The sequence below is a fragment of the Humitalea rosea genome (assembly GCF_003253705.1).
GTDB classification, from domain to species: Bacteria; Pseudomonadota; Alphaproteobacteria; order Acetobacterales; family Acetobacteraceae; genus Humitalea; species Humitalea rosea.
The window spans coordinates 1-15,366 of the sequence record NZ_QKYU01000012.1 but is presented as its reverse complement, the minus strand read 5'-3'; the positions used below and the strand labels follow the sequence as shown (position 1 = coordinate 15,366).

The 15,366-nt window shown below is 69.4% G+C and carries 14 protein-coding genes; 8 read left to right on the top strand and 6 right to left on the bottom strand.

What is annotated here, in order from left to right:
- The 3 genes from C8P66_RS11585 (at position 1) to C8P66_RS11575 (ending at position 3,163) form a co-directional block, all read left to right on the top strand.
- The gene (locus C8P66_RS11585) at positions 1-789 is read left to right on the top strand and encodes an amino acid ABC transporter ATP-binding protein (protein ID WP_111398428.1); all 789 of its coding nucleotides are present in this window, start codon (positions 1-3) and stop codon (positions 787-789) included.
- Between the two features lie 91 nt (positions 790-880).
- Entirely contained in the window at positions 881-2,755 is a 1,875-nt protein-coding gene (locus C8P66_RS11580) for a potassium transporter Kup (RefSeq protein ID WP_111398427.1), read from the top strand.
- Positions 2,756-2,794: 39 nt separating this feature from the next.
- Positions 2,795-3,163 carry a hypothetical protein gene (locus C8P66_RS11575; protein ID WP_111398426.1) on the top strand — a complete coding sequence of 123 codons (369 nt, stop codon included), beginning with the start codon at positions 2,795-2,797 and terminating at the stop codon, positions 3,161-3,163.
- Here C8P66_RS11575 and C8P66_RS11570 read toward each other — a convergent pair.
- Genes C8P66_RS11570 through C8P66_RS11560 form a run of 3 tightly spaced genes read right to left on the bottom strand, consistent with a single transcriptional unit; the run spans position 3,156 to position 6,072 of the window.
- Positions 3,156-3,779, bottom strand: coding sequence for a NeuD/PglB/VioB family sugar acetyltransferase (locus tag C8P66_RS11570; RefSeq protein WP_111398425.1), 624 nt, complete (start codon positions 3,777-3,779; stop codon positions 3,156-3,158). The two genes, C8P66_RS11575 and C8P66_RS11570, sit on opposite strands and share 8 nt — an antisense overlap.
- On the bottom strand, positions 3,779-4,600 hold the full coding sequence (locus C8P66_RS11565) for an EF-hand domain-containing protein (RefSeq protein WP_111398424.1): 822 nt from the start codon (positions 4,598-4,600) through the stop codon (positions 3,779-3,781). Before C8P66_RS11565 ends, C8P66_RS11570 begins: the two co-directional genes overlap by 1 nt.
- Entirely contained in the window at positions 4,597-6,072 is a 1,476-nt protein-coding gene (locus C8P66_RS11560; RefSeq protein ID WP_111398423.1) for a hypothetical protein, read from the bottom strand. Before C8P66_RS11560 ends, C8P66_RS11565 begins: the two co-directional genes overlap by 4 nt.
- Positions 6,073-6,227: 155 nt before the next feature.
- Here C8P66_RS11560 and C8P66_RS11555 point away from each other — a divergent pair, with 155 nt between their 5' ends.
- The 3 genes from C8P66_RS11555 to C8P66_RS11545 are packed head-to-tail and all read left to right on the top strand — an operon-like array spanning position 6,228 to position 9,173.
- On the top strand, positions 6,228-7,199 hold the full coding sequence (locus tag C8P66_RS11555) for a Bug family tripartite tricarboxylate transporter substrate binding protein (RefSeq protein WP_245903448.1): 972 nt from the start codon (positions 6,228-6,230) through the stop codon (positions 7,197-7,199).
- On the top strand, positions 7,196-7,681 hold the full coding sequence (locus C8P66_RS11550) for a tripartite tricarboxylate transporter TctB family protein (RefSeq protein WP_245903446.1): 486 nt from the start codon (positions 7,196-7,198) through the stop codon (positions 7,679-7,681). Before C8P66_RS11555 ends, C8P66_RS11550 begins: the two co-directional genes overlap by 4 nt.
- A gap of 4 nt (positions 7,682-7,685) precedes the next feature.
- Positions 7,686-9,173 carry a tripartite tricarboxylate transporter permease gene (locus C8P66_RS11545; RefSeq protein WP_111398422.1) on the top strand — a complete coding sequence of 496 codons (1,488 nt, stop codon included), beginning with the start codon at positions 7,686-7,688 and terminating at the stop codon, positions 9,171-9,173.
- Between the two features lie 68 nt (positions 9,174-9,241).
- Here the strand turns inward: C8P66_RS11545 and C8P66_RS11540 are convergent, their stop codons facing one another.
- The gene (locus C8P66_RS11540) at positions 9,242-9,814 is read right to left on the bottom strand and encodes an HD domain-containing protein (protein ID WP_111398421.1); all 573 of its coding nucleotides are present in this window, start codon (positions 9,812-9,814) and stop codon (positions 9,242-9,244) included.
- A gap of 101 nt (positions 9,815-9,915) precedes the next feature.
- Between C8P66_RS11540 and C8P66_RS11535 the strand changes: the two genes are divergently transcribed.
- The gene (locus C8P66_RS11535) at positions 9,916-10,134 is read left to right on the top strand and encodes a hypothetical protein (protein ID WP_111398420.1); all 219 of its coding nucleotides are present in this window, start codon (positions 9,916-9,918) and stop codon (positions 10,132-10,134) included.
- Positions 10,135-10,149: 15 nt separating this feature from the next.
- Here the strand turns inward: C8P66_RS11535 and parE are convergent, their stop codons facing one another.
- Positions 10,150-12,108 carry a DNA topoisomerase IV subunit B gene (parE, locus tag C8P66_RS11530; RefSeq protein ID WP_111398419.1) on the bottom strand — a complete coding sequence of 653 codons (1,959 nt, stop codon included), beginning with the start codon at positions 12,106-12,108 and terminating at the stop codon, positions 10,150-10,152.
- 68 nt (positions 12,109-12,176) lie between these two features.
- Complete coding sequence (locus C8P66_RS11525) at positions 12,177-13,364, bottom strand: M20 family metallopeptidase (protein WP_111398418.1); 1,188 nt, start codon at positions 13,362-13,364, stop codon at positions 12,177-12,179.
- 155 nt (positions 13,365-13,519) lie between these two features.
- On the opposite strand from C8P66_RS11525, the gene C8P66_RS11520 reads away from it, so the two are divergent.
- Complete coding sequence (locus tag C8P66_RS11520; RefSeq protein ID WP_111398549.1) at positions 13,520-15,130, top strand: ABC transporter substrate-binding protein; 1,611 nt, start codon at positions 13,520-13,522, stop codon at positions 15,128-15,130.
- The last annotated feature ends 236 nt before the right edge of the window (positions 15,131-15,366 follow it).

The following is a 15,366-nucleotide window of genomic DNA, read 5'->3' as shown; positions in this document are numbered from 1 at the left end:
ATGAGCGCCACAGCCGAGGCCCATCTCGCCTCCCTCGCCCGCCCCGACGCCCCGCCGGCCATTGTCATGGACAAGGTCAACAAGTGGTTCGGCAGCCTGCATGTGCTGCGCGACGTGACGCTCAACGTCGGGAACGGTGAGCGGGTCGTCATCTGCGGCCCCTCCGGCTCGGGCAAATCCACGTTGATCCGCTGCATCAACCGGCTGGAACAGCACCAGGAAGGCCGCATCATCGTCGAAGGGAATGAGCTGACCGACGATCTGCGCAGCCTGGATGCGATCCGGCGCGAGGTCGGCATGGTCTTCCAGTCCTTCAACCTGTTCCCGCATCTGACGATCCTCGAGAACTGCACCCTCGCGCCGATCTGGGTCCGCAAGACGCCGAAGGCCGAGGCCGAGGCGCTGGCGATGTCCTACCTCGAACGGGTGAAGATCCCCGAGCAGGCGAAGAAATACCCGGGCCAGCTTTCCGGCGGCCAGCAGCAGCGCGTGGCCATCGCCCGCGCGCTCTGCATGCAGCCCAAGATCATGCTGTTCGACGAGCCGACCAGCGCGCTCGACCCCGAGATGATCAAGGAGGTCCTGGACACCATGGTGGGCCTGGCCGACAGCGGCATGACCATGGTCTGCGTGACGCATGAGATGGGCTTCGCCCGCCAGGTCGCTGACCGCGTGGTGTTCATGGACCGCGGCGAGATCGTGGAATCGGGGACCCCCACCGAGATGTTCGAGACGCCCAAGACCGACCGCCTGCGCCTCTTCCTCAGCCAGATCCTACGGGGGCATTGAGGGGCCGGGAGCCCACGCGCTTGCGCCCTTGGCCGGGCTCGGCCTATGGCTGCCGCCGCAGGATGCGCCCCCAACCCTCTGAGACTCTGGAATGACCCAAACGCAGGCCCCGCGTCCGCTCAATCGCGCTGTTCTTCTGGGCGTCCTGGGGGTGGTCTATGGCGACATCGGCACCAGCCCGCTCTATGCGATGCGGGCGGCGGCCCTGCATTTCAGCGACAACGGGCTTGAGCGCTGGGAGATCCTGGGGCTGCTCAGCCTGATCTTCTGGTCGCTGATCCTGGTGGTCACGGTCAAATACGTCCTCTTCGTCATGCGCGCCGACAACAGGGGCGAGGGCGGTATCCTGGCCCTGACGGCGCTGGCCCAGCGGACCATGACCACCGCCAATGGCCGCTTCGCGGTGGGCGCGATCGGCGTCGCCGGCGCCTGCCTGTTCTTCGGCGATGGGGTGATCACCCCGGCGATCTCGGTGCTTTCGGCGGTCGAGGGGCTGAAGATCATCTCCCCCGGCTTCGAGGAGGTGGTGCTGCCGATCTCGGTCGTGGTGCTGCTCATCCTGTTCTTCGTCCAGTACCGCGGCACCCACAGCATGGGCGTGGTGTTCGGGCCGGTCTGCGCGGTGTGGTTCTCGGTCATCGGGCTGCTCGGGCTGATCGAGATTGCCCAGGCGCCGGAAATCCTGGGCGCGCTCTCGCCGCATTTCGCGGTGCAGTTCTGCATCACCTACAAATTCGCGGCCTTCATCGCTTTGGGCTCGGTGGTGCTGGCGGTGACGGGGGCGGAGGCGCTCTACGCCGACATGGGCCATTTCGGCGCCCGGCCGATCCGCATCGCCTGGATTGCCTTCGTGCTGCCCTGCCTCGCGCTGAACTACTTCGGCCAGGGGGCGCTGCTGCTGTCCAATCCGGCCTCGATCGAAAACCCCTTCTTCCTGCTCGCCCCGGAATGGGCTCGCCTGCCGCTGGTGATCCTGGCGACGGCCGCCACCATCATCGCCAGCCAGGCGATGATCTCGGGCGCCTATTCCATCGCCCGGCAATGCGTGCAGCTCGGCTGGCTGCCGCGGCTGGAGGTGCGCCACACCAGCGAGACCGAGGAAGGTCAGATCTATCTGCCGCAGATCAATTTCGCCCTGCTGGTCGGCGTGCTGGTCCTGGTCGGCGCCTTCCGCACCAGCGACAACCTGGCCGCCGCCTATGGCATCGCGGTGACCGGCACCTTCATCTGCACCTCAATCCTGGCGACGCTGGTGTTCCGCCGCACCTTCGGCTGGTCCTGGCCGCTGGTTCTTGCGGTGTTCGTGCCGCTGTGCGCGCTGGATGCGGCCTTCTTCATCTCCAACGTGCTGAAGATCCCCGATGGCGGCTGGGTGCCCTTGGTCCTCGGCGCGCTGCTGTTCACGATGATGACGACATGGAAGCGCGGGCGGGATCTGCTGTTCGCCCGCTTCCGCCAGGACAGCCTGCCGCTGAAATCCTTCCTCGCGCGTCTGCCGCAGTCCAAATCCATCATACGGGTGCCCGGCATCGCGGTCTTCATGACGGGGCAGGCCGATTACGTGCCGAATGCGCTGCTGCACAACCTCAAGCACAACAAGGTGCTGCACGAGCGGGTGCTCTTCGTCACCGTCATCAACGAGGACGTGCCCGAGGCGGTGGTCCGGCGCGAGGTGGCCGAGCTTGCCCCCGGCATCCATCGCGTCATGCTGCACTATGGCTTCCAGGAAAGCCCCAATATTCCGCGCGAACTGGAGACGCTGCGCGAGGAAGGTGTGGATTTCGAGGCCATGCAGGCGTCCTACTTCCTCGGCCGCGAAACCTTGGTGGCGGCGGTGGTGCCGAAGATGCCGCGGTGGCGCCAATGGGTTTTCTCGGTGCTCAGCCGCAACGCCGTGCCCGCCACCGAGTTCTTCCGGATACCGTCCGATCGCGTGGTGGAGCTCGGCGTGCGCGTCGCCATCTGAAGGTTCGACGGCCGCGCGCTGGATGAAGGAGTTGCCGCCTTGCCGACCGTCACCTTGGTCCTGGCCTCCGGGCCGCAGCATCCGCAGGGAAGCCCGGATCACCGGTTCGAGCTTGATCTGGCGCTGGACCGCGACGGCCGGCCGGACCCCGCCGCCTGGGCCGCCGACCCCACCCCCTGGCCCGCGCGCCGCTACCGCCCCGGCGATCCGGTGGAGGTGGGCGATGTGCAATACGATGAAGAGTCCGGCTGGCGCATCCACTTCCAGGATGAAGATGGGGCCGGGGCGGATGACGCGCCGCTCGCCGCCCTCATCCGCTACGACGGCCGCTGGCGCCCGGGCGAAATCCTGACCCTTACCGGACGCAGCGGGCGGGACACCGCCTGGCGGATTGTCGCCGTCAACTGATCCGCCGCGCCGGCACGCCCCCGACCCGGGCGCCCTGCGGCACATCCGCGACCACCGCCGCCCCGGCGCCCACCACCGCATCGGCGCCGATCGCAACCCCGGGGCAGAGTGCCGCGCCCACGCCGACCAGGGTCCGCGCCCCGATGCGCACGCCGCCGGCCAGGATCGATCCGGGGGCCAGATGCGCGGCGCGGCCCACGCGCCCGTCATGCTCCAGGATCGCGCCGGTATTGATGATGGCCAGGTCCTCGACCGTCGCATCGGTGCCGACCACCGCCCGCGCCATGACGACCACCCCCGCCCCCAGCCGGGCGCTGGGCGCGACCAGCGCCGCGGGATGCACCGCGACCGGAAACGAGAAGCCCAGGGCCGCGAGCCGCGTGCCCAGCCGGTCCCGCGCCACATTGTCGCCGATGGCGATCAGCGCCTGGGCGATGCCCTCGGCCCGCAGACGCGGCAGCACCTCCTCGCCGCCCAGGATCGGCAGGCCGCCGATGGGGGCGGCATCGGGCCGGGCATCGATGACGCCCACGACCTCGAACCACCCCGCGGCGCGCAGCAACTCCAGCACCACCCGCGCATGACCGCCGGCGCCGACCAGGACCAGCCGCACCATCAGCGCGAGACCACCCCCTCCATCACGCCGCGCAGCAGCAGCCCCGCGCCCTCGGTCATCCCCTCGGTGGGGATGGGGCGGCCCGCGGCATCGCCCGCGCCGCTCGGCAGGGGCGCGCGGTCCTGCCGCAGCTCGGCGGCCGAGATCCGGCCGTCGCCGTCGTAATCCAGGCTCTCCACCAGCAGCCGCGCCGCCAGCAATCCGCCGAGGCCGGCGGCGCCATTGGTCATCGCCAGGGTCTGGGTATCGGCGCCGCCCTGGGCCGCCACCACCCAGGCCGCACCACGCAGCAGTCGCGCGACCTCGGCCGAGCTCAAAAGCCCGTCGCCGGTCAGGTCCCCGGCCGCGAGCAGGGCGGCGAGGCAGGGCTCAGCCGGGCCGCCGCAGCCCGCCTCGATCCGCTCCAGCGTGCCCATGAAGGCCAGACCCTCGCCATGCAGGATCGCGAAGCTGCCGGGCGGCGTGGGGCAGCGGTGCCAAATCGTCACCGGCGCACCGCCCGGCAGGCGGTCGTCACGGGTCTTGCGGCTGGGCTCGACGGTCTCGAGCCCCTCGCCCGCCGGCCGCAGCGCGAGGCGGGGGGGTGTCGCGCCCTCACCGCTGCCGATGGTCCAGCCGCCCGCCTCGTCGATGGCGATGAAGCGCAGCAGCGCCGCCGCCCCCTCCAGTGGCAGCGTCGCCGCAGCCCGGGCGGTGATGTGCAGCATGCTGCGCGGGGCGGCGCAGTCCGGGCCGAACCAGGAGCCGCGCAGCGCCTCGGGCGTGCCCTGGGCCAGTGCTGGGACGGAGACCAGCATCGCCGCGACAAGGGCTCGGATCATGGCAGGCTCACCTCCTGGCCGGCGCAGAGGTCGAGCGCGGGGCGCGCCACCTCCTGCCCATCGCGGAAGACCGCGAACAGGTCCGCGAGGCAACCGACACCCTCAGGAGGGTGGAAGTCCAGCGTCTCGCCGGCGCCGAGGACGGTGGCGCCCAGCCGGTCCGGCCCGCGCGGGGTGCCGGGGGCATCGGTGAACAGCTGCACCATCGGCACGCTGCTTTGGTTCCGGATGCGGATGCTGCCGGGGGTGGGCGGCGGCAGCGGGGCAGGGGGCGCGGTGGCGGGTTCGGCCACATCGGCATCCAGCGTCTCGGCGACCGTCCAGCCCGGGCGAAGCACCACCACGGGGTTGGTGCAGATATCCACCTCGCGCCGCTCCTCGGCGGCGCCATTGGCGAAGACGACGCGGATATCGACCTGGCAGTCCGCGGCGATGGTGAAGGGCAGGCGCCGGCCCCGTTCCAGCACGGTTTCGCCCAAGCGGTCCTCGCCCCAGTCCTCGGCGGCGGTCAGCGAGACATAGGCCTCCCGCACCGTCGCGCCATGGCGGTTGACCAGGGTGATCGGCCGCGCCTCCCGGCGCGGCCGCAGGCTGCCGTCGAAGGCGACGCGGCTGATCGCGCAGATGTCGACGGCGGTCTGGGTCTCGGCGTCATAGCCATCGTATTCGGCGCGGATATCCACCACGCAGGCGCGGCCGCGGATGCGGATGCGGTAGGAGTCGCCGGGTGCCAACTCGCCCTCGACCAGCCGGTCGGGGCCGGGCTGCCCGGCTTCCGGCGGCGAAGCGAAGAGGCGCTGGATCGCCGCCTGCCCCTCGTTGCTGATGGTCACCTCGCGCAGCGGCACGCTCGGGTCGCCGAAGCTGACGCGCTGGCTGCGGCAGAGGTCCTGCCGGTCGCGCTGCTCCTCGGTCTCATCCTCGAAGACCGCGACCATGTCGAAGATGCAGTCGCGCCGGCGGCCAAGCCGCATGCGGAAGCTGTCACCGGCGCCGATCACCTCATTGCCCAGCCGGTCGGGGCCACGGTCGGCCGCACCGGGCGGGGCGGCGTAAAGGTACTGGATCGAGAGGTCGGTGAAGTTCGTGATCATCGCCTCGCGCAGCGGCGCGCTCGGGTCGCCATAGATGACGCGGGAATTGCGGCAGAGATCGACCGCGCGGCGCTCGACCACGCTGTTGTCCATGAACACGGCACGGATATCGAAGCTGCAATTGGCCTGGCGCCCAAGCCGGGCGCGGAAGCTGGTGCCGGGAAGCACCACCTCGTTGCTCAGCCGCTCCGGCCCGGGGTCGGCCCCATTCGCCGGCCGCACGTAGAGTTCGCGTATCCCAAGCCCGGTTTCATTGGCGATCACCGCCTCCCGCTCCCCCACGGCGCGGCTGGCTGGCTGGGCCAGGGCCAGGGCAGGCAGGAGCAGCGCCACGGCCAGGAAAAGCCACGGCGGCAGGCGTCGGGCGGGGTGGGACATGGTGCGGAAATCCAGTGTGCGGGCGCAGCATGTGCGGCAAGGCAAAGCGCCGTGCAAGACGCGATGCGAGGGGCTTTGCGGCGCGGCCGGAGCGGCGCATATCCTGACAACAATGCGGCTGGTTGTGCCGCTCCCGAGGATAAGGTTCAGCCCCCATGATGCGCCGTCGCACGCTGCTTGCCGCCTCCCTCGCCGCCCCCGCGGCAATCGCCCTTGGCCGCCCCGCCACGGCTGCCGAGCTGTTCCCCAGCCTCAGCGTCTTCGTGCCCGCCGGTCCCGGCGGCGGTTGGGACGGCCTCGGCCGTGCCATGGAGCAGGCTTCCCGCGCCGCCGGGCTGGTCGGCACCTTCCAGTTCGAGAATGTCGGCGGCGCCGGCGGCACCGTCGGCCTGCCGCGCTTCGTCAGCCAGAAGCGCGGGCGGGCGGATGCGCTGTTCATTGGCGGCGCCGTGATGGTCGGCGCCGTGCTCGCCAACCGCGCCCCGGTCGGGTTGAAGGATGTGACCCCGCTCGCCCGGATGACGACGGAGCCGGGCATCATCGTGGTGCCCGCCTCCTCCGAGTTCCGTGACATCGCCGGGCTGATGGCGGCCTATCGCGCCAACCCCGGCGCGGTCGCGACCTGCGGCGGCAGCGCCGGCGGCATCGACCACATCACCCTCGGGCTGATGTTGAAGACGGTCGGGCGTTCGGCGCGGGATGCCTCCTACGTCGCCTTCGCGGGCGGCGGGCCGGCCCAGGCGGCGCTGCTTGGCGCCCAGGTCAAGGCCGGCATCTCCGGCGTGTCCGAATTCTCCGAACAGGTGAAGGCCGGCCGCCTGCGCGCCCTGGCGACCACCGGCGACACCCGCAGCCTGGATGGCGTGCCGACCTTGAAGGAAAGCGGCATCGACGTCGTCATCGGCAATTGGCGCGGCGTGTTCGGCGCGCCCGGCATCAACCCCGCGCAGCGGGCGGCGCTGGTCGATTATTTGACCACGCTGCATGCCTCGCCGCAGTGGCAGGACATCATGACCACCCGCGGCTGGGACGATGCCTTCCTCAAGGACGAGGCCTTCGCCGACTTCCTGCGCAAGGACGAGACCGATACCCTGGCCGTGCTGCGCGAGGTCGGGCTCGTCACGTGACCTTGCGCCCATCCGCCCGCGCCGATCTGGGCGCGGCGGTGTTTGTGCTCGGTCTCGGCATCCTGGCGATGTGGCAGGCGATGGTGGTGCCGGCCTCCCCGCTCTACGGGCAGGTCGGGCCGAGCTTCGTGCCCTACCTCGTCGCGGTGCTGATGCTCGCGTTGGGGGTGGGTCTCTGCCTCGCGGCACTGCGCGGCGGCTGGAGCCATACGCTTGAGGACATGCAGAACCCGGCGCCGACCAATTGGCGGGCGCTGGGGCTGCTCTTCGCCGGGCTGCTCGCCAATCTGGCGCTGATCGAATGGCTCGGCTTCGTCATCGCGGCGACGGCGCAGTTCGTGCTGGTCGCCGCCGCCTTCGGCAGCCGTCGGCCGCTGCGGGATCTGTTGATCGGGGCCGCGGTCTGCATCGCCGCCTTCATGATGTTCGACCGGCTGCTGGGGGTGAACATCGGCGCCGGCATCCTCGAAGGGGTGCTGTAGCGCCATGGACAGCTTCAACAATCTGATGGGCGGCTTCGCCCATGCATTGAGCTTCGCCAATCTCGGCTGGGCGATCCTGGGCTGTTTCCTCGGCACCGCGATCGGCGTGCTGCCGGGGATCGGGCCGGCGCTGACCATCGCGCTGCTGTTGCCGATCACCTACCAGGTGAGTGCGACCGGCGCCTTCATCCTGTTCTGCGGCGTGTTCTACGGCGCGATGTATGGCGGCAGCACCACCTCGATCCTGCTGAACACGCCGGGCGAGTCGGGCTCCATCATCACCTCGCTCGAAGGCGCCAAGATGGCCAAGAGCGGCCGCGCCGGGCCGGCGCTGGCGACCGCCGCCATCGGCTCCTTCTTCGCGGGCACCATCGGCACCTTGGGGATCACCTTCCTCGGGCCGGTCATCGTCGAATACGCGCTGCGGCTGGGGCCGGCCGAATACTTCTGTCTGATGGTGCTGTGCTTCGTGACCGTCTCGGCGGTGCTGGGCGGCTCGGCGCTGCGGGGGCTGACCTCGCTGGCCTTCGGGCTGATGCTGGGGCTGGTGGGCATCGACCTGCAATCCGGCCAGCCGCGCCTGACCTTCGGCGTGACCGAGGTGCTGGACGGGGTGAATGTCGTGCTGGTCGCGGTCGGGCTCTTCGCGGTGGGCGAGACGCTCTACCTCGCCTGGCGCCATGTCGTGGGCGAGCAGGTGATCCAGCCGGTCGGCAGCATCATGCTGTCCAAGGCCGATTGGAAACGCAGCTTCTGGCCCTGGATGCGCGGCGCGGGCCTCGGCTTTCCCTTCGGCGTGCTGCCGGCGGGCGGCACCGAGATGCCGACCATGCTGTCCTATTACGCCGAGCGGAAGCTGGTGAAGCCGGAGTTCGCGCATGAATTCGGCACCACCGGCGCGATCGAGGGCGTGGCGGGGCCGGAGGCCGCGAACAATGCCGCCGCCGCCGGCGTGCTGGTGCCGATGCTGACGCTCGGCCTGCCGACCTCGGCGACCGCGGCGATCATGCTGAGCGCCTTCCAATCCTATGGCATCCAGCCGGGGCCGATGCTGTTCGTGCAGCAGGCGGATCTGGTCTGGACGCTGATCGCCAGCCTGTTCATCGCCAATGTCATGCTGGTGGTGCTGAACCTGCCGCTGGTCGGGCTCTGGGTGCAGATCCTGAAGGTGCCGACGCCGCAGCTTTACGCCGGCATCCTCGTCTTCGCGACCATCGGCACCTATGGCATCAGCAACAGCGTCACCGACCTTGTGCTGCTCTACGGCATCGGCATCATCGCGATGTTCATGCGACGATTCGACTTCCCGACCGCGCCGGTGGTGATCGGCATGATCCTGGGGCCGATGGCGGAACAGGCGATGCGGCAGGCGTTGGTCATCAGCCAGGGCGACTGGACGACCTTCCTCACCCGTCCTGCCTCCGCGACGCTGCTTGCCATCGCGGTGCTGGCGCTGGTTGGGCCGCGGATCTGGGGGCTGGTGCGGCGGTAGATTTCAGCCTCGCGCCTCGAACGGCACGAGCTTTGTCCAGCCGCAGCGGACGCCGATGGTCAAACCTCTCAGCCGGGGCGGCTTGCCTCGGCAAGTGAGACCAGCGCCTGCCGGTAGGTCGCATCGAACAGCGCCTCCAGCCCCGGGTTGACGCCGCGCAGCCCCTCGGCGACGCGCCCGGCCCAGCCGACGTATTCCACCAGCCGCCCATGCGGCCACCCGGCCGGGGGATGGGCGGTGACGGCCCGCAGGTTGGAGATCTTGTCGGCCAGCTTCAGCATCTTCGCCGGGTCCGACGCCTTGGGGGCATGGCGGATCTGCAGCGCCTTGCGGGCCTCCTTGGGCAGGGATTTGTCGTCCGTGACCTCGGCCACCAGCTCGGCCACGGTCGGGCCGAATTCCGCGACCAGGCGCTCATGGGTGATCGGATCGGGGTCCGCGTCGCTGTCCTCGACCGTGTCGTGCAGCAGTGCCGCGATGATCGCCTCCTCCGGCGCGCCATGTTCGGCCAGGATCTGCGCCACCTCCAGCACATGGTTCACATAGGGCTCGGCCGCCGTGCCCTTGCGGCGATGCGTGGTATGGACGCGGGCCGCGAAGCTGGCGGCCTGCAACACGGCAAGGAAGGTCTGGGACGGCATGGCTGCCCGATTCGGCTGAGGGTGGAACAGTCGGCTACACTTCGTTCTTGGCGCGTGCCGATGCCAGGGGCAAAATTGGCGCCCCGACCCGGAGGCCGATCATGTCCGCGTCCACCGCTGCCGATCACCTGACCCGCCAGTTCCTCGGCTGGCTCGCCGCCGCCCCGCGCGACTATGACGCGGTGATGGAGGGCTGGCGCAGCTCCTGCCCCAGGCTGACGATCTGGGAAGATGCGCTGGTTCCCGGGCTGGTGCGGATCGACGCCGGCGGCCGCGTCCTGGTCACCCCGGCCGGGCAGACGCTGCTGGCGGACCGCTAGCATTACAGTTGTATTTTAGGCGTCCACCGCCTCGGCATCCATGCTCGCGGCATTCTCCTGAATGAAGCGGAAGCGCAGCTCCGGCTTGCGGCCCATCAGGGATTCCACCAGCTCATTGGTCCGGGCGCGGTCCTCCGGCGGCAACACCACCTGCAACAGGCTGCGGCGGGCGCGGTCCATGGTGGTTTCCTTGAGCGTGGCAGCCGGCATCTCGCCGAGGCCCTTGAACCGGCTCACCTCCACCTTCTGGCTCGGTTTGAAGGCCGATTTCATCAGCCGTTCCCGATCCGCGTCATTCATCGCATAGACCGACTTGCCACCCGACTGCAGCCGGTAGAGCGGCGGCTGCGCCAGGAACACCCGGCCCTGCTTCACCAGCTCCGGCAACTCCCGGTAGAAGAAGGTCATCAGCAAAGCGGCGATATGCGCCCCATCCACATCGGCGTCGGTCATGATCACCACGCGCCCGTACCGCAGCCGGGCGATGTCGAAGCGATCGCCGACCCCGCAGCCCAGTGCCTCGATCAGATCCTTCAGCTCCTGGTTCTGCCGCAGCTTCTCGACCGTCGCCGAAGCAACGTTCAGGATCTTGCCCCGCAGCGGCAGCACGGCCTGGGTCTCGCGGTCGCGCGCCTGCTTGGCGCTGCCGCCGGCGCTGTCGCCCTCGACCAGGAACAGCTCGGTGCCCTCGATCCCCTCCTTGGCGCAATCCGCGAGCTTGCCCGGCAGCCGCAGTTTGCGCGTCGCGGTCTTGCGCGGGGTTTCCTTCTGCTCGCGACGGCGGATGCGGTCCTCGGCGCGCTCGATCGCATAGGCCAGGAGATTGTCGGCCGAGGCCGGATCGCCGGTCAGCCAATGGTCGAAGCGGTCGCGAAGTGCTGATTCCACCTGGCGGGTGGCATCCGCATTGGTCAGCTTGTCCTTGGTCTGCCCCTGGAACTGCGGGTCGCGCAGGAAGACCGAGAGCATCCCCGCGAGGCCGCCGAACACATCCTCGGCGGTGATGGTGGCGGCGCGCTTGTCTTTCTTCAGCTCGCCATAGGCGCGCAGGCCCTTCACCAACGCCGCGCGCAGCCCCGCCTCATGCGTGCCGCCCTGCGGCGTCGGGATGGTGTTGGCGTAGAGGGACAGGAACCCCTCGCCCTGGTCCAGCCAGGTCATCGCCCATTCGGCCCGGCCCTGGCCGTCGGAGAAATTGGCCTCGCCCGCCCAGGGGGCCGGCACCACGGCGCGGCGGCCTTCGACCGCCCCGGCCAGATAATCCGACAGCCCGCCGGGGAAATGCAGATCGGCCTGGGCGGGGGTTTCGGCATCCGGCTCGGCGCAGGCCCAGCGGATGGTCACACCCTTATATAGATAGGCCTTGGAGCGGCAGAAGCGGAACAGCCGCGCCGGCTTGAACTGCTGCGTCCCGAAGATCTGCTCGTCGGGCCGGAACCGGATGGTGGTGCCGCGGCGGTTCTGCACCGGCCCGGCATTGACCAGCGCGCCCACCGGCTTGCCGCGGGCGAACACCATCGTGAAGAGGGTGCGCTCGCGAGCAACCTCCACCTCCATCCGCTCCGACAGCGCGTTCACCACGCTCGACCCCACGCCATGCAACCCGCCCGAGGTCGCATAGGCCTTGCCCGAGAATTTGCCGCCCGAATGCAGCGTGGTGAGGATCACCTCCAGCGCCGACTGCTTGGGGAATTTCGGGTGCGGGTCGGTCGGGATGCCGCGGCCATTGTCGCGGACGGTGAGCCAGTTGTTCGCCTCCAAGGTCACCTCGATGCGGCTGGCGTGGCCGGCGACGGCCTCATCCATCGCATTGTCGATGATCTCGGCGGCGAGGTGATGGAGCGCATTCTCATCCACGCCGCCGATGTACATGCCAGGGCGGCGGCGGACGGGTTCCAGCCCTTCCAGGACCTCGATGTCCTTGGCGGAATAGGCAGCCTCGGCGGTGGCCTGGCGGGCAAAAAGGTCGCTCATGGATGGTCCGTGTTCATAAGATGTTCCGGTCGCGGCCGGGCACCATAGCCGCGACCCGGCGCATCCGGCTACAGCCCCGCCGAGTCGAGGCGGAAGATCGCCCGCGCCGCGGCCTGGGCGCGGGGGACGAAGCTGGCCACCACCAGGAACTCGTCCGGGCTATGCGCCTTGCCGCCGACCGGGCCGACCGCGCAGATCGTCGGCGCCCCTTGGGCGGCGGTGAAGCCGCTGTCGGCGCAGCCGCCGGAAAACTCGCCGGTGGGGGTGAAGCCGCTCTCGCTTGCCGCCGTCTTGTAGATTTCGAACAGCTTCGCGGCGGCCGGACTCTGGGTCAGCGGCAGGAATTCGCCGCGGATGGCGAGCTTTGCCCTGGTGCCGGGGACGAAGGATTGGGCGACGATCGCCTCGATCTTGCCGACGATCTCCGCCCGGTCCTCGGGGTGGATGTAACGCAGGTCGATCTGGCCCTGGGCCGAGGGCGCCACCGTGTTCACGCTCTGCCCCCCGGACACCAGCCCGACGTTCAGCGTGATGCCCCGCTTGAGATCGGTCAGCGCATGGATCGCGATGATTTTTTGGGCCAGTTCGCCGATGGCGCTGATGCCGGCCTCGAAGTTGCCCCCCGAATGGGCGGCGCGGCCCTCGATGTCCATGATCATGAAGACGCCACCCTTGCGCCCCGTCACCACCGCCCCGGTCGGCCGCCCGGGCTCGCTGTTGAAGACGACGCGGGCGCCGCAGGCCTCGGCCTCGATCACCGCGCGGCCCTCGGGCGAGCCGATCTCCTCATCGCCGGTGAACAGCCCCACCAGCGGGCCGGGGGCGCCGCCGAATTTCTGGAAGGCGGCGAGGACGAAGAGGTTCATCACCAGCCCCGCCTTCATGTCGCAGACGCCGGGGCCGCTCGCCATGCCATCGGCGATGGCGAAGGGGCGGCGGCTGGGCTCGCCCTTGGGGAAGACGGTGTCGCGATGGCCCATCATCACGATGTTCCGCTGCTGGTTGCCGGCGGCCAGCGCATGCCCGCCGGCAACGGTGGCGCGCAGGCAGTCGCCATAGAGCGTGCCGGGCACCGTCTCGACCGGAATGCCGTGCTCGGCGCAGAAGCCCTGCACGATGGCGCCGACCGCATCGACGCCGGCCTTGTCGTAGGAGCCGCCATCGGTGTTCACCATGCGCTCCAACAGCGCGAGCATCGCCTCCTGTTGCGTGGCGAGCCAGGCGGTGATGGCGGCTTCGGGGGCGGATGCGGTCATGCCGGAGACTCCTCTGGGGGGCAGCGCAAGACCTCGCACCTCATGCCGCCCTTGGGAAGGCGGGGGCATTGAAAGGGATTCGTCACGCCCCCGTCATCCGCACCACACATGCAGGTTCCAGAAGAGGCCCCGTATTCTCGATGGGGTTTGCCTGCATGCTTCGACGCAATCTTCTCCTCGGCACCGCGGGCGCGGCGGCGCTGCCGCACTTCGCCATCGCCCAGAATGCCGCGCCCGATACCAGGCCCAGCATCACCGTCGCGGTGCAGATCGTCAGCATCTCCGGCACGCTGGAGCCGATGCGCGAGCAATCCAACGTTGGTTTCCGCATCATGCCGGTCTTCTCCGAGCCATTGATCGGGATCGACTGGCTGGACACGCAGCGGGCCGAACCCGTCCTCGCCACCGCCTGGCGCCGCATCGATGCCAAGACCCTGGAGCTGACGTTGCGCGAGACTGTCGTGATGCACGACGGCCGCACCATGGAGGCGGAAGACGTCGCCTTCACCTTCGGCAAGGAGCGCATGTGGACTGGGCTGCCGACCGACAATCGCGGGCTTTTCGTCTCCACCACCGCGGGCTCCGGCGGCAAGACCCCGCCGCCCGAGGCCGTGGCCATCAGCCGCGCCCATTACCCGAATTTCGAGCGCATGGAGGTGGTGGACCGCCACACCGTCCGCTTCGTCAACGCCGTCCCCGATGTCACGCTGGAAGGCCGGCTGACCCGCACCACCGGCGCCATCTTCTCCCGCGCGGCCTTCGCCCAGGCGGAGAGCTGGCTCGACTGGGCGCGCAAGCCGGTCGGGACCGGGCCCTATCGCGTGGTGTCCTTCCGCCCCGGCCAGGATCTGGTGCTGGAAGCCCATGACCAATACTGGGGCGGCCGCCCGCCGCTGCGCCGCATCCGCTTCGTCGAGGTGCCGGATGTCGCCGCCCGCGTCGCCGGGCTGCTGGCGGGCGACTGGGACTTCATCTGCGACCTGCCGCCGGACCAGATCCAGGGCATCGAACGCAGCCCCCGCCATGAGGTCGTCGGCGGGCCGATCAACAACAACCGGCTGATCGTCTGGGACAAGACCCATCCCGTCCTCGCCAACCCGCTGGTGCGCCGCGCCATGTCCCATTCCATCGACCGCCAGTCGATCGTGGACAGTCTCTGGGGCGGCCGCACCCAGGTGCCGAAGGGGCTGCAATGGGAGGTCTATGGCGACATGTACCTAGGCGACTGGGAGGCGCCGCGCTTCGATGTCGCCGAAGCCCGCCGGCTGCTGGCCGAAGCCAATTACCGCGGCGAGGCGATCCCCTACCAACTGCTGAACAACTACTACACCGCGCAGGTGGCATCGTCGCAGATCCTGCTGGAAGGCTGGCGCCAGGCCGGGCTGAATGTGCAGATCGAGATGAAGGAGAACTGGGGCCAGATCCTCGGGCGCTTCCCCGGGCGCGGGCTCTGCGACAATTCCAATACCGCGACCTTCAACGATCCGGTGGCGCCGATGTCGGTCTATGGCCCCGGCGGGCAGACCTGGGCCAGCGGGCAATGGCAGAATGACGAGGCGCCCAAGCTGCTGGACGCGATGCAGGTCGAAACCGACCTGGAGCGCCGCCGCGCCACCTTCCGCCGGCTGCTGACGCTGACCGAACGGGAAGACCCCGCCTATACGGTGCTGTTCCAGACCGCGAACTTCACGGGCAAGCGCAAGGAATTGCCCTGGCGGGCGTCCAAGTCGTTCGGGATGGATTTCTCGGCGCGCAACTGGGGGTGAAAAAGGCCAGGGGCGCCGCCCCCAGGCGCTTTTTGGCACCCCGCTGGGGCCTGAGGCCCCAGACCCCCCGTCGTGGCACCGGCATAGGCTAGAGCGGGATGCGTTTAGGTTCGATTGTATCCTGAATGGGTGAAATAGTTGGTGCATTCCGCGGGTGTGTAGGTGTCGAGGAGAGTGCCGATGGTAGCGCAGACGGCGTCGCTGGTGCGCGCGGCGGCCTTGCGCAGCAGGTGTTT

Excerpts from the sequence above, each read along its gene's own strand:
- C8P66_RS11585 (WP_111398428.1), top strand. The coding sequence starts at position 1 with ATGAGCGCCACAGCCGAGGCCCATCTCGCCTCCCTCGCCCGCCCCGAC.
- C8P66_RS11580 (WP_111398427.1), top strand. The coding sequence starts at position 881 with ATGACCCAAACGCAGGCCCCGCGTCCGCTCAATCGCGCTGTTCTTCTG.
- C8P66_RS11570 (WP_111398425.1), bottom strand. The coding sequence starts at position 3,779 with ATGGTGCGGCTGGTCCTGGTCGGCGCCGGCGGTCATGCGCGGGTGGTG.
- C8P66_RS11565 (WP_111398424.1), bottom strand. The coding sequence starts at position 4,600 with ATGATCCGAGCCCTTGTCGCGGCGATGCTGGTCTCCGTCCCAGCACTG.
- C8P66_RS11560 (WP_111398423.1), bottom strand. The coding sequence starts at position 6,072 with ATGTCCCACCCCGCCCGACGCCTGCCGCCGTGGCTTTTCCTGGCCGTG.
- C8P66_RS11555 (WP_245903448.1), top strand. The coding sequence starts at position 6,228 with ATGATGCGCCGTCGCACGCTGCTTGCCGCCTCCCTCGCCGCCCCCGCG.
- C8P66_RS11545 (WP_111398422.1), top strand. The coding sequence starts at position 7,686 with ATGGACAGCTTCAACAATCTGATGGGCGGCTTCGCCCATGCATTGAGC.
- C8P66_RS11540 (WP_111398421.1), bottom strand. The coding sequence starts at position 9,814 with ATGCCGTCCCAGACCTTCCTTGCCGTGTTGCAGGCCGCCAGCTTCGCG.
- C8P66_RS11535 (WP_111398420.1), top strand. The coding sequence starts at position 9,916 with ATGTCCGCGTCCACCGCTGCCGATCACCTGACCCGCCAGTTCCTCGGC.
- parE (WP_111398419.1), bottom strand. The coding sequence starts at position 12,108 with ATGAGCGACCTTTTTGCCCGCCAGGCCACCGCCGAGGCTGCCTATTCC.
- C8P66_RS11525 (WP_111398418.1), bottom strand. The coding sequence starts at position 13,364 with ATGACCGCATCCGCCCCCGAAGCCGCCATCACCGCCTGGCTCGCCACG.
- C8P66_RS11520 (WP_111398549.1), top strand. The coding sequence starts at position 13,520 with ATGCTTCGACGCAATCTTCTCCTCGGCACCGCGGGCGCGGCGGCGCTG.